The sequence below is a fragment of the Pseudomonas sp. GW821-FHT03E01 genome, assembly GCF_059420765.1.
The window spans coordinates 68,613-81,261 of the sequence record NZ_JBWKUI010000002.1 but is presented as its reverse complement, the minus strand read 5'-3'; the positions used below and the strand labels follow the sequence as shown (position 1 = coordinate 81,261).

The following is a 12,649-nucleotide window of genomic DNA, read 5'->3' as shown; positions in this document are numbered from 1 at the left end:
ACTTATTCCTCCGCGGCGCTGGCGCGCAGGCGGTTAATACGGTTTTCGCTCCACTGCTTGAGCAGCAGGATGAAGAGCGCCAGGATCAGCAACAGGCTCGCCACGGCGAACGCGGCCACGTGGTTGTATTCGTTGTAGAGAATCTCGACGTGCAGCGGCAAGGTGTTGGTCACCCCGCGAATGTGCCCGGACACCACCGACACCGCCCCGAACTCACCCATGGCCCGCGCGGTACACAGCACCACGCCATAGATCAGGCCCCATTTGATGTTCGGCACGGTGACGTGCCAGAACATCTGCCAGCCATTGGCGCCAAGCAAACGCGCGGCCTCTTCCTCCTGGGTACCTTGTTCCTGCATCAGCGGGATCAGCTCACGGGCCACGAACGGCACGGTGACGAAAATCGTCGCCAGCACGATGCCCGGCAAGGCGAAGACGATCTGGATGTCGTGATCCTGCAACCATGGGCCGAACAAGCCCTGGGCGCCGAACATCAGCACGTAGACCAGACCTGCGATCACCGGCGACACCGAGAACGGCAAGTCGATCAGGGTCACCAGCATGCTCTTGCCGCGGAACGAATATTTGCTCACGCACCATGCGGCGCTGACCCCGAACACCAGGTTCAGCGGCACCGAAATCAACACCGCAATCACCGTGAGTTTCAGGGCCGACAAAGCGTCCGGTTCGAAGATCGCGGTGAAGAACGCACCCAGGCCCAGCTTCAGGCCCTGGGACACCACGATGAACAACGGCAACAACAGAAACAGCGCAAAGATCAGCCAGCCGAGGCCGATGAGGATTCGCCGCGAAGCTGCACTGCCACGGCGGGCGGCGTTCGAGGAGGCCGCTGCAATAGACGATTGGGACATTTTTCGCGCCTCCTTATGGGGTTTCGATGCGCCGCTGCAACAAGTTGATCAGCAGCAACAGGACAAAGGAAACCACCAGCATCAGTACACCAATGGAGGTGGCGCCGGTGTAATCGTACTGGTCGAGTTTGACCATGATCAGCAGCGGCAGAATTTCGGTTTTCATCGGCATGTTGCCAGCGATGAAAATCACCGAACCGTACTCGCCGACCCCACGGGCAAAGGCCAAGGCGAAACCGGTCAGCCAGGCCGGGAGCAGCGCCGGCATCAGAATATGGCGGAAAACCTGCAACGGATTTGCCCCCAGGCACGCCGCCGCCTCCTCCACTTCACGGGGGATATCGGCCAGTACAGGCTGTACCGTACGTACTACGAATGGAAGTGTTACAAAAGTCAGCGCCAGGGTGATGCCGAGGGGGGTATACGCGATCTTGAAACCCAGGTCCGCCGCGAACTGACCCACCAGGCCGGTGGGGGTGTACAGCGCGGTCAACGCGATACCGGCCACGGCAGTGGGCAATGCGAAGGGCAGATCGATCATCGCATCGATGACTTTGCGCCCCGGGAAGGTGTAGCGCACCAGCACCCAGGCCAGCAGCGTGCCGATCACGCCGTTGATGATCGCGGCGTACAACGCGGTGCCGAAGCTCAGCTTCAACGCGGCCAGCACCCGAGGTGCCGAGATGATTGCCCAGAACTGGTCCCAGGTCAGTTGAGCGGCATGCACGAACATCGCCGCCAGTGGAATGAGCACAATCAGGCTGAGGTACACCAAGGTGTAGCCCAGCGTCAGCCCGAAGCCGGGTATGACGGGGGAGATACGACGCGACATAAAAGTCCTTGGTTGAAAACGCACTAAGCCCCGACGGCAAGATCGGGGCCCGTTGGCAGATCTATTTCAGGCTACTGCGCCTGGTAAATCTGGTCGAACACGCCACCGTCATTGAAGAATTTCGGCTGGGCGGTTTTCCAGCCGCCGAAGTCCTTGTCGATGGTCACCAGTTCCAGGGTCGGGAACTGTTTGGCGTACTTGGCAGCTACGTCCTTGTCACGTGGACGATAGAAGTTTTTCGCCGCAATTTCCTGGCCGGCCGGGCTGTACAGGTGCTTGAGGTACGCTTCGGCGATTTCGGTGTTGCCCTTTTTCTCGGCGTTCTTGTCGACCACGGCCACCGGTGGCTCGGCAAGGATCGACAGCGAAGGCACGACGATGTCGAACTTGTCGGCGCCGCCGTCTTCTTTCAAGGCCAGGAAAGCTTCGTTTTCCCAGGCCAGCAACACGTCGCCCTGACCGTTGTTGACGAAAGTGATGGTCGAACCGCGAGCACCGGTATCCAGCACAGGCACGTGCTTGAACAGGGTCTGTACGTACTCTTTGGCCTTGGCTTCGTTACCGCCATTGGCTTTCAGGCCATAGGCCCAGGCCGCGAGGAAGTTCCAGCGTGCACCGCCGGAGGTTTTCGGGTTCGGGGTGATGACTTCCACACCGTTCTTGGTCAGGTCACCCCAGTCCTTGATGCCTTTCGGGTTGCCCTTGCGCACCAGGAACACGATGGTCGAGGTGTAAGGCGTGCTCGCTTCCGGCAGACGCTTCTGCCAGTCAGCCGGCAGGCTCTTGCCGAGCTTGGCGATTTCGTCGATGTCGCCGGCCAGGGCCAGGGTCACCACATCGGCCCGCAGACCGTCGATCACCGCCCGGCCCTGCTTGCCTGAGCCACCGTGGGACTGCTGGATCTTCACGTTGTCGCCAGCGTGGTCTTTCTTCCAGAAGTTGATGAACTCGGCGTTGTAGTCCTGATACAGCTCGCGGGTCGGGTCATACGACACGTTGAGCAGTTCGTAATCCTTGGCAACCGCGGACCCAGCAAAAAGGGCACTGGCCAGGGCGGCCAACGCAAAATGGCGAATCGACGACATGGTGAAAGCTCCTGGAATTCTTGGTGTGGTGGCTTTTTCTTATGGTCTGGAACGGGTTGCCTGACTCAAGGATCGAAGCCTTCGACGCTCCCGTAGGAGCCGCCGAAGGCTGCGATCTTTTGACCTTTGCTTCAGCTCGACTTGTTGCCCGGATGCTGCAAACGGAATTTCTCTTTGCGTTCGATCTGTACCACCTGGGCGTTGTGCACGGTGATTTCCACCGCGCCAAAGCGCAGATCGCGCAACGCGCTCTGGATCTCGCGCAAAATGGTGGCTTCGTCCTGCCCGTCAACACTGCGTAGGGATGCGCTCATGGTGCTGCTCCTTTAATGAGATATGCCTGGCAGTGGCGGGCACTGCGTACGGCGTGAGAGCAATAGTAGATAGGCGCAGATATTCTTAAAAAGACTATTTAAGAATGTTTATATAACCAGAATGCATTATTTGATGGGACAAGGGATTGCGGGGGATCTACTATTTTCAGGGCCACACAAAACCCTGTGGCGAGGGGGCTTGTCGGAACGCCGCACCGCCCCGTTCGGCTGCGTAGCAGACGCAAAGATTTGGGGCCGCTACGCGCCCCAACGGGGGCAAGCCCCCTCGCCACAAGAAGCAGTTCAGGCACTCATCCAATCACCGGCGCCCGAACCCAATCCAAGGACGCCGCCGGTACAGGTCGCCCAAACCAGTAGCCCTGCCCCAGATCGCAATCGTGCTCAAGCAGGAAAGCCGCCTGTTCGACCTGCTCGATCCCCTCGGCATGCACCTGCATTCCCATGCTTTGCGCCAACGCAACGATCACCCGCGCGATCGCCGCGTCATCCTCATCACCCGGCAAGCCTGCGACGAATCCCTGATCGATCTTGAGTTTTTGCACCGGTAAACGCTTGAGTCGCAGCAACGACGAATAGCCCGTGCCGAAGTCATCGATGGCCAGCCGCACGCCTAACTCACGCAAGCGATGCATCTGCTCCAGCGCCACTTCCGGATCCTCCATCACCGCGCTTTCGGTGACTTCCAGCTCCAGATACGCCGGATCCAGCCCGGTGTCGTGCAGCACCTGAGCCACCTGCTGGTACAACTCACGGCGAGCGAACAGGCGCGAAGAAACGTTCACCGCAACAAACGACAACACCACGCCTGCGGCGTGCCACTGGCACATTTGCTGACAGGCCTGGCGCATGACCCAGGCATCGATCTCGGCAATCAACCCGGTGCGTTCAGCAATGGGGATGAACTCAGCCGGTGACACCAGCCCGCGCTGTGGATGCTCCCAGCGCACCAGGGCTTCGACGCCGATCAGACGGCTGGTTTTGAGGTCGTGCACGGGTTGGTAATAAACCCGCAACTCTTGCTGCTCCAGTGCTCGGCGCAATTCGAACGCAATCTCGACACGTTGCTGGGCATGCGCGGTCAGCTCTTCGGTGTAGAGGGCATAGCTGTCGCGACCGGCGCTCTTGGCCTTGAACAGTGCCGAGTCGGCATTGCGCAACAGTTGCTCGGCGCTCAACGCATCGCTGGGGAACAGGCTGATGCCGACACTGGCGTTGATGAACAACGAATGCCGGTCAATCTGAAACCGCTCCTTGAGACCATCGATGACCCGCTGGGCCAGCGCCGCGGCATGCCCCGGTTGCGGGCAATTTTCAGCCAACAGGGCAAATTCGTCGCCACTGAGCCGCGCCAGGGTGATGCCCGGGCCGAACAAGGTGTTCAGACGCTCAGCCACGCCCTTGAGCAATTGATCACCAACACTGTGACCGAGGCTGTCGTTGATCAATTTGAAGTGATCGAGGTCGATCATCAGCAACGCACAACCGCGCTTATGGGCCTGCGCCGAGGCCACAGCCTGCCCGGCACGGTCGGTAAACAGCAGGCGATTGGGCAGATCGGTCAGCGGATCGTGGTGGGCCAGGCGCGTCAGTTCATGCTCGGAGTTCTTGATCGCACTGATGTCGGAAAACACCGCAACGTACTGGCTGAGCCGCCCCTGATCGTCATGAACGAGGCGGATCGTCTGCCATTGCGGGTAAATCTCGCCGCTTTTGCGACGATTCCAGATTTCCCCGCTCCACTCGCCGAGGCTGTCGAGTGTCGCGAACATCGACTGGTAGAAACCCGGCGGGTGATGGCCCGACTTGAACATGCTCGGTCGTTGACCCAGCACTTCCTCACACTGGTAGCCGGTGATTTCCATGAACGCCCGGTTCACATGGACGATCAGCCCTTTGTTATTGGTGACCAGCACCCCTTCGCGGGTGCAATCGAACACCGCGGCCGCCTGTCGCAAACGTTCCCGGTCGGCATTACGTTCACGCAATTTGGCGCCGACGCCCAGGCAGCGAAACAAACGTGCCCGCGCGATGAAAATCAGCCCGGCACTGAAGGCCACCCAGGCATAACCGTTGATCAGTTGCCAGCGCAGCAGGTCGGTGGAGTTATCGAAGAAACTGTTCAATAAATAACCACTGAACTGAAGCCAGACTACGGAAAGCACCAGATAAAGTAGCGCTGCACGCAAGGCATCGCGATATGTGGCTGACATTCGAGCGTCCATGTCCCTACAAAAAAGACTGGAATTATAGATTAAAGAAACATCCGGCCACTCTTATCTGAAAGGGCGACTGGTTTTATCTGTGGGCTAAGTGATAATGCGACGGCTGTTTTTTTCTTTATCGAGGGTCCTATAGGCTATGTGGTACGAAGGTTTTCTTGGCTTATCGCCCTGGTCACTGGTGGCAGTCACCCTGCTGATGACCCACGTCACGATCGTCGGCGTCACGGTCTATCTGCATCGCTATTCAGCCCATCGCTCGCTTGAGCTCAATGCCGGCCTGAAACATTTCTTCCGCTTCTGGCTGTGGTTGACCACGGCGCAGAACACCCGCGAGTGGACCGCTATCCACCGCAAGCATCACGCCAAATGCGAAACCGTCGATGACCCGCACAGCCCGGTCATCAAGGGCTTGTCCACCGTTCTGCGCAAAGGTGCCGAGCTGTACCGCGCCGAAGCGGAAAACCCCGAGACCCTGCGCATCTACGGCAAGAACTGCCCCGAAGACTGGATCGAACGCAACCTCTACAGCCGTTTCCCACTGCTGGGCGTGGCGATCATGGGCGTCATCGACCTGCTGCTGTTCGGCACCATTGGCATCACCATCTGGGCCATCCAGATGATGTGGATCCCGGTCTGGGCCGCCGGCGTGGTCAATGGCCTGGGCCATGCCATCGGCTACCGCAACTTCGAATGCCGCGATGCGGCGACCAATCTGGTGCCCTGGGGCATCCTGATCGGCGGCGAAGAACTGCATAACAACCATCACACCTACCCTAACTCGGCCAAACTGTCGGTGAAGAAGTGGGAATTCGACCTCGGCTGGGCCTGGATCCAGGTCTTCAGCTTCCTGCGCCTGGCCAAGGTCCAGCGGGTTGCGCCGATCGCCCACCGTGTCGAAGGCAAAGGCAACCTGGACATGGACACCGCCATGGCGATCCTCAACAACCGCTTCCAGATCATGGCCCAGTACCGCAAGCTGGTGATCGCGCCTCTGGTCAAGCAAGAGCTGGAAAAGGTCGATCACTCGGTCCGCCACCAGTTCCACCGGGCCAAACGCCTGCTCTCGCGGGAAACCAGCCTGCTGGACGACAAGCACCACCTGCGCATCCAGACCATGCTCGAGCACAGCCAGGCGCTGAAGGTAATTTACGAGAAACGCCTGGCCCTGCAGCAGATCTGGGTCAAGACCAGCTCAAATGGTCACGACATGCTGGCCGCCATCAAGGATTGGGTACACGAGGCCGAGGCCAGCGGGATTCAATCCCTGCGTGATTTCGCCGACCAGTTGAAAACCTACTCCCTGCGCCCCGCCACTGCCTGACCCTGAATCAAGGGCACCGTGGCGAGGGAGCTTGCTCCCGCTCGGCTGCGCAGCAGCCGCAATACCTGACGACGCGTTTTAACTGAAAAAACGCGTCGCCAATACCGCCCGGCGGGAGCAAGCTCCCTCGCCACGAAAAGCGGGAACTTCGCCCCAAATCTCCTATCTCAAAGACACTTCGCCACCCCGGCGGGCTTTGTGTTGGCCGCTGTCGAAATAGCGGCACGCCCTTTGAGACTTGTGCCGATGGTCAATAAAAACCTACAAGACACATCCCTTCCGCAGTGGCCCGAGGCCGCGCAAACGCTGATGGCGCTGATGCATGCGCAGGGCGAAGTGGCGCGCCTGAGCGAACGCGAACAGCTGTTCAGCTCGCTGCTGGTCAGCGTCAACGCCGTGCTTTGGGCATTCAACTGGGAAACCCGTCAGGTGCTCTACGTCAGCCCGGCCTATGACCGGATCTTCGGCCGCCCCGCCGGCCTGTTGCTGTCCGACTACAACCACTGGCGCGACAGTGTTTATCCCGACGATCTGGACTACGCCGAGCGCAGCCTGGCGCAAGTGCTGGTCAACGGCGCCGTTGAAGACCGCGAGTACCGCATCATCGCCGCCGACGGCCAAGTGCGCTGGCTCAGCGACAAGTGCTTCATCAACCGCCAGGCCGAACCGGGTCAGCCAGTGATCATCGTCGGCATTGCCGAAGACATCACCGAAAAGAAGCAGATGGAAACCGAGCTCCACCGCCTGGCCACCACCGACGTGCTGACCCAAAGCAGCAACCGCCGACACTTCTTCGAATGTGCCAATCACGAATTCGAGCAGGCACGCCAGCAAGGCAAGCCGCTGGCCTTCCTGCTGCTGGACATCGATGACTTTAAAGTGATCAACGACACCTACGGCCATCCGGAAGGCGACAAGGTGCTGCAACGCATCGCTGAGAGCGGTCGCGCGGCCCTGCGGCGTGGTGATCTGTTCGGGCGGATCGGCGGTGAGGAATTCGCCGCGGTGTTCCCCGGATGTGCACCGGACATGGCCATGCAAGTGGCCGAGCGCCTGCAACGGGAGATTCAACGGTTGAGTTTCAGCCATGACGACCAGACGTTCGGCATCACCGTCAGCCAGGGCCTGACCAGCCTCACGCCCGAGGATGAAAACCTCGACAGCCTGTTCGCCCGCGCCGATGCGGCGATGTACCAGGCCAAGCGCCAGGGCAAGAACCGGATAATCTCTGGCTGAGCCCATGTAGATCGTTCCCACGCTCTGCGTGGGAACGATCTACAAAGCCTATTTTTTGCGCAAGCGCATCAGCTCCGGCAATCCGATCTTGAGCAACCGCGCCGTGCGGCTCTTGGACAACGCCTCGATCCCCTCATGCTCGGCCAGGCGCGCCAGTTGCGCGGCCATGTTCATCACCAGCGCTTCGCGGGAGTAAACCCCGCCACCGAGCTGATAAACCGCCGCAATCAGCTCACGCAGCTCCAGTGGCAGGCGCCAGCGGGTACGCAGCGCCGAACCGTAGGCCGCGCCGAATTCGGCCAGGGCATCGCCGACTTCCTCCCATTCATCCAGCTCACCACCGGCCTGCTTCCACTCCTGCAAACAGCGCAGCAACGCCAGGTCGCCGAGGCGGTGCAGCATGCCCGCGCAATAACAGCGCTCCTGATCCAGATCCAGCAAGCGCGCCAGCGTCCGCGCGTATTCGGCGGTGTGCAGGGACAATTCCCAATAGCGCTCGGCATAGTCCGCCAGTTGCGGATCACTGAGCCGGGCACTGCGTTTGAGGGCAAGTCCCAGAATCAGGTTCATGCTTTGCCCGGTACCCAAGCGATGCAGCGCCTGGGACAGGGTTTGCACGGCGGCGCCATGATGCTGGGCCGCGCTGTTGGCGGCGGCGATCAGCACGGCGGTGACTTGCGGATCCGTGCGGATCTCGTCTTCAAGCCGCACCAGATCGAGGCCATCGGGATTGAGGCTACGTTTGATCGCCACCTGCACATCGGTCATCAGCGGCGCGCCGTCGGCCAGTTCGCGCCGCCGCTCCAGATACACCGACAAGGTCATGCCCGGCGCCAGAGACGGCACTTCGCAGGACACCTCTTCACCCGCGTTCAACAGCAAATCCTGCAAACGCTGGGTCAGGTTTTCCATGTCCAGGGGTTTGGTCAGGTACGCCGTGGGCGCCAGGGGCAAGGCTTCACGCACGCTGGCGCTGTCGTTGCGGCTGCTCATCAGAATGAAAGGCAACGGCGGATTACGTTTGCGCTGACGAACACTGCGCAACACATTCAGGCCATCGACGCCGGGCAACTCCCAGTCGACGATCACCAGGTCATAAGGGTTCTCTGCCAACAGCTGCAGCGTTTCCTGGCCATCGGCACACAGGTCCAGCCGTGCGTCGCAGCGCACATTCAACAACACCTGCTTGAGCAGGTCGCGGGACCAGGGGTTCGCCTCGGCAATCAGCACTCGCGGTACAGCGGGTAACACCACAGCAGTCATCTGCACACTCCAACGGCAATGCTTGCACCTTAGTCAATGCTGGCCATTCGATACAGCCCAATTGCCCCTGATGTGTTTCAAGGGGCATAAAAAAACCCGCCGAAGCGGGTTTTTTGTCGATCAGTTCACAAACGGATCAGAGCTCGGCGAAGCACTCTTCGATGATCGCCAGGCCTTTGTCCAGTTGCTCGTCCGGCGCGGTCAGCGGTACCAGCACGCGCAGAACGTTGCCGTAGGTGCCGCACGACAGCAGGATCAGGCCCTTGTCGCGAGCCTTGGCCACAACGGCGGCTACAGCAGCCGGGTTCGGCTTGTGGCTGTCGCCGTTTTCGAACAGCTCGACAGCGATCATCGCACCCAGGGCACGCACGTCGCCGATCACCGGGTATTTGGCCTGAATGGCTTTCAGACCAGTCACCAGACGCTCGCCAACCGCTTTGCAACGGTCCAGCAGGTGCTCTTCTTCGAACACTTCCATCACGGCCAGGGCTGCGGCACAAGCGATCGGGCTACCGGCGTAAGTGCCGCCCAGGCCGCCTGGAGCGATGGCGTCCATGTATTCGGCCTTGCCGCACACACCGGCCAGCGGGAAGCCGCCAGCGATGGATTTGGCGAAGGTGGTCAGGTCGGCGGCGACGCCCATCTGTTCCATGGCGAAGAAGGTGCCGGTACGGCCAGCGCCCGTTTGCACTTCGTCAGCGATCAACAGAATGCCGTGCTGGTCGCACAGGGCGCGCAGACGCTTCATGAACTCTTTAGGCGCGACGTAGAAACCGCCTTCGCCCTGCACCGGCTCGATGATGATCGCGGCGATATCACGCGGCTCGGCATCGTTCTTGAAGATGCGCTCGATGCTGGCGATCGAATCGTCGATGCTCACACCGTGCAGTTCGTTCGGGTACAGCGCGCGGAAGATGCCGCCTGGCATCAGGCCCATGCCGGCCGAGTAAGGCACGACTTTACCGGTCAGGCCCAGGGTCATCATGGTGCGACCGTGGTAAGCGCCGGTGAACGCGATCACACCGGCACGGCCAGTGGCGGCGCGGGCGATCTTGATGGAGTTTTCCACAGCTTCGGAGCCGGTGGTCACCAGCAGGATTTTCTTGGCGAAATCACCCGGCACCTTGGCGTTGATTTTTTCGCACACTTCCACGTACGGCTCGTAGGCCAGCACCTGGAAGCAGGTGTGGGTCAGCTTATTCAGCTGCGCAGTCACGGCGGCGATGACTTTTGGGTGCAAGTGACCGGTGTTCAGCACGGCGATACCGCCGGCGAAGTCGATGAACTCACGACCTTCAACGTCGGTCACGGTGGCGTTCTTCGCGTGGTCGGCGAAGATCGGGTGAATCTGGCCAACACCACGGGGTACGGCAGCGGTACGGCGGGCCATCAACTCAGCGTTAGTCTTGCTCATACATTCCTCATTCGCCGCTCATCGGTCGGCGTGGTTCAAGGATTAAGCGGCGGGGAAGCAACTACGGCAGCATGCGATGATCGACTGCCACAGCGTTCCCGGCCACAGAGAAAATTCCGTTTGAAGCGCGCAAAGGGACAGCGCTCTCGTGCCCTTTGCGTTTGAAGCAATGCCTTGCCGGGCTTATCCCTTCGGGCCTAGATGCCCAGGCAGAGGTATTTGATTTCCAGGTAATCTTCGATGCCGTACTTGGAGCCTTCACGGCCCAGGCCCGACGCCTTGATGCCGCCGAACGGCGCGACTTCGTTGGAGATCAACCCGGTGTTGACGCCGACCATGCCGTATTCCAGGGCTTCAGCCACACGGAACACACGGCCCAGGTCACGCGCATAGAAGTACGAGGCCAGGCCGAACTCGGTGTCGTTGGACATCGCGATCACGTCGGCTTCGTCTTTGAAGCGGAACAGTGGCGCCAATGGACCGAAGGTTTCTTCCTTGGCCACGGCCGCGTTGTTCGGCACGTTGGTCAGGATGGTCGGCTCGAAGAAGTTGCCTTGCATGCTCTTGCCACCCGCCAGCACGGTAGCGCCTTTGCCGACGGCGTCAGCAATGTGCTCTTGCACCTTGGCCACGGCTTTTTCGTCAATCAGCGGGCCAGTGGTGGTGCCGTCTTCCAGACCGTTGCCGATCTTGAGTTTGGCCACGGCCACTTTCAGTTTTTCGGCGAACGCGTCGTAGACCGAATCCTGAATGTACAGACGGTTGGCGCAGACGCAGGTCTGGCCGTTGTTGCGGTACTTGGAAATGATCGCGCCTTCGACGGCCTTATCCAGGTCCGCGTCGTCGAACACGATGAACGGCGCGTTGCCGCCCAGTTCCAGCGAGACTTTCTTAATGTCCTTGGCGCACTCGGTCATCAGCTGACGCCCGATTTCGGTCGAACCGGTGAACGACAGTTTGCGCACGATCGGGTTGCCGGTCAGCTCGCTGCCGATGTCGCCGGCGCTGCCGGTCACTACACTGAACACGCCGTTCGGAATACCGGCACGCTGGGCCAGTTCAGCCAGGGCGAACGCGGAAAACGGGGTTTGCGATGCAGGCTTGAGCACCATGGTGCAACCGGCGGCCAGGGCCGGGCCGGCTTTACGGGTGATCATCGCGGCCGGGAAGTTCCACGGAGTGATCGCAGCGGTCACGCCGATTGGCTGCTTGATCACGATCAGGCGCTTGTCTGGCTGGTGACCCGGAATCACGTCACCGTAGACGCGCTTGGCTTCTTCAGCGAACCATTCGATAAAGGAAGCGGCGTAAACGATCTCGCCCTTGGCTTCGGCCAATGGCTTGCCTTGTTCCAGAGTCATCAGGCGAGCCAGATCGTCCTGGTTCTCGATGATCAGCTCGAACCAGCGACGCAGCTTGTTCGCGCGCTCCTTGGCGGTCAGTGCACGCCAGGCCGGCAGCGCTTTATCAGCGGCTTCGATTGCACGGCGGGTTTCGGCAGCGCCCATTTTCGGCACAGTGCCCAGAATTTCGCCCGTTGCCGGGTTATTGACCTTGATCGTCTGACCGTTGTCCGCATCGACCCAAGCGCCATCGATAAAGGCTTGCTGGCGGAACAACTGGGTGTCTTTAAGCTGCATGTCGGCTTTCCTTAACAGCACCGCGGCACGCGCGGAGCGAATTATGATTATAGAAAGGCGCCTTATAGGCTGCCGTCAGGGAAATCATTCACCGGGCTGAAGCACATAAATAGCGCACGGAACGAACTCGTGCGGTTCAGCACCCAGACAAGAGCGTTTGAAATCTCAAACGAATCCTAGGATCAAAGGGGGTAAAGGACAATAGGCTGTTCGAAAAAAAGAACGAAAACGCCGCATTTGCCTATTTTTTCAGATCAGCGTAGCAATCGTAGGTTACGCTTTGGAAAAACGCAGGCGATTCAGCGGCATGGACGCCCGCAGCGCATATGAGTATCATGGCGCCCGCATTGCACCAGTAGCTCAGCTGGATAGAGTACTGCCCTCCGAAGGCAGGGGTCGTGGGTTCGAATCCCGCCTGGTGCACCATAT

Annotated in this window: 10 protein-coding genes and 1 tRNA gene; 3 read left to right on the top strand and 8 right to left on the bottom strand. The window is 60.1% G+C overall.

Annotated features, from left to right (window positions below):
* Nucleotides 1–2 precede the first annotated feature (2 nt).
* The 5 genes from cysW to dibA form a co-directional block, all read right to left on the bottom strand.
* Nucleotides 3–872, bottom strand: a complete 870-nt coding sequence (gene cysW / locus AC07VO_RS03310) for a sulfate ABC transporter permease subunit CysW (protein WP_007941037.1) — start codon at nucleotides 870–872, stop codon at nucleotides 3–5.
* 13 nt (nucleotides 873–885) lie between these two features.
* Nucleotides 886–1,704: a sulfate ABC transporter permease subunit CysT gene (cysT, locus tag AC07VO_RS03305; RefSeq protein ID WP_018929362.1), complete on the bottom strand. Its 819-nt coding sequence runs from the start codon at nucleotides 1,702–1,704 to the stop codon at nucleotides 886–888.
* Between the two features lie 71 nt (nucleotides 1,705–1,775).
* On the bottom strand, nucleotides 1,776–2,789 hold the full coding sequence (locus AC07VO_RS03300) for a sulfate ABC transporter substrate-binding protein (protein ID WP_018929363.1): 1,014 nt from the start codon (nucleotides 2,787–2,789) through the stop codon (nucleotides 1,776–1,778).
* A gap of 131 nt (nucleotides 2,790–2,920) precedes the next feature.
* Entirely contained in the window at nucleotides 2,921–3,103 is a 183-nt protein-coding gene (gene oscA / locus AC07VO_RS03295; RefSeq protein ID WP_018929364.1) for a sulfur starvation response protein OscA, read from the bottom strand.
* Nucleotides 3,104–3,414: 311 nt separating this feature from the next.
* On the bottom strand, nucleotides 3,415–5,334 hold the full coding sequence (gene dibA / locus AC07VO_RS03290) for a phosphodiesterase DibA (protein ID WP_192350743.1): 1,920 nt from the start codon (nucleotides 5,332–5,334) through the stop codon (nucleotides 3,415–3,417).
* Nucleotides 5,335–5,482: 148 nt separating this feature from the next.
* Between dibA and desA the strand changes: the two genes are divergently transcribed.
* Together desA and AC07VO_RS03280 are read left to right on the top strand one after the other, a co-directional pair.
* Nucleotides 5,483–6,667, top strand: a complete 1,185-nt coding sequence (desA, locus tag AC07VO_RS03285; protein ID WP_018929366.1) for a delta-9 fatty acid desaturase DesA — start codon at nucleotides 5,483–5,485, stop codon at nucleotides 6,665–6,667.
* 246 nt (nucleotides 6,668–6,913) lie between these two features.
* Complete coding sequence (locus tag AC07VO_RS03280) at nucleotides 6,914–7,903, top strand: GGDEF domain-containing protein (RefSeq protein ID WP_018929367.1); 990 nt, start codon at nucleotides 6,914–6,916, stop codon at nucleotides 7,901–7,903.
* Between the two features lie 48 nt (nucleotides 7,904–7,951).
* Here the strand turns inward: AC07VO_RS03280 and AC07VO_RS03275 are convergent, their stop codons facing one another.
* From AC07VO_RS03275 to gabD, 3 genes are all read right to left on the bottom strand, one after another.
* The gene (locus tag AC07VO_RS03275; RefSeq protein ID WP_086944184.1) at nucleotides 7,952–9,166 is read right to left on the bottom strand and encodes a response regulator; all 1,215 of its coding nucleotides are present in this window, start codon (nucleotides 9,164–9,166) and stop codon (nucleotides 7,952–7,954) included.
* Between the two features lie 136 nt (nucleotides 9,167–9,302).
* Nucleotides 9,303–10,580, bottom strand: coding sequence for a 4-aminobutyrate--2-oxoglutarate transaminase (gene gabT, locus AC07VO_RS03270; RefSeq protein WP_495007480.1), 1,278 nt, complete (start codon nucleotides 10,578–10,580; stop codon nucleotides 9,303–9,305).
* A gap of 197 nt (nucleotides 10,581–10,777) precedes the next feature.
* Nucleotides 10,778–12,220, bottom strand: a complete 1,443-nt coding sequence (gabD, locus tag AC07VO_RS03265) for an NADP-dependent succinate-semialdehyde dehydrogenase (protein ID WP_019581696.1) — start codon at nucleotides 12,218–12,220, stop codon at nucleotides 10,778–10,780.
* Nucleotides 12,221–12,569: 349 nt separating this feature from the next.
* Between gabD and AC07VO_RS03260 the strand changes: the two genes are divergently transcribed.
* Nucleotides 12,570–12,646: transfer RNA gene (locus AC07VO_RS03260), tRNA-Arg, on the top strand.
* Nucleotides 12,647–12,649 lie beyond the last annotated feature (3 nt).

Excerpts from the sequence above, each read along its gene's own strand:
- dibA (WP_192350743.1), bottom strand. The coding sequence starts at position 5,334 with ATGTCAGCCACATATCGCGATGCCTTGCGTGCAGCGCTACTTTATCTG.
- gabT (WP_495007480.1), bottom strand. The coding sequence starts at position 10,580 with ATGAGCAAGACTAACGCTGAGTTGATGGCCCGCCGTACCGCTGCCGTA.
- oscA (WP_018929364.1), bottom strand. The coding sequence starts at position 3,103 with ATGAGCGCATCCCTACGCAGTGTTGACGGGCAGGACGAAGCCACCATT.
- cysW (WP_007941037.1), bottom strand. The coding sequence starts at position 872 with ATGTCCCAATCGTCTATTGCAGCGGCCTCCTCGAACGCCGCCCGCCGT.
- cysT (WP_018929362.1), bottom strand. The coding sequence starts at position 1,704 with ATGTCGCGTCGTATCTCCCCCGTCATACCCGGCTTCGGGCTGACGCTG.
- AC07VO_RS03275 (WP_086944184.1), bottom strand. The coding sequence starts at position 9,166 with ATGACTGCTGTGGTGTTACCCGCTGTACCGCGAGTGCTGATTGCCGAG.
- gabD (WP_019581696.1), bottom strand. The coding sequence starts at position 12,220 with ATGCAGCTTAAAGACACCCAGTTGTTCCGCCAGCAAGCCTTTATCGAT.
- AC07VO_RS03300 (WP_018929363.1), bottom strand. The coding sequence starts at position 2,789 with ATGTCGTCGATTCGCCATTTTGCGTTGGCCGCCCTGGCCAGTGCCCTT.
- AC07VO_RS03280 (WP_018929367.1), top strand. The coding sequence starts at position 6,914 with ATGGTCAATAAAAACCTACAAGACACATCCCTTCCGCAGTGGCCCGAG.
- desA (WP_018929366.1), top strand. The coding sequence starts at position 5,483 with ATGTGGTACGAAGGTTTTCTTGGCTTATCGCCCTGGTCACTGGTGGCA.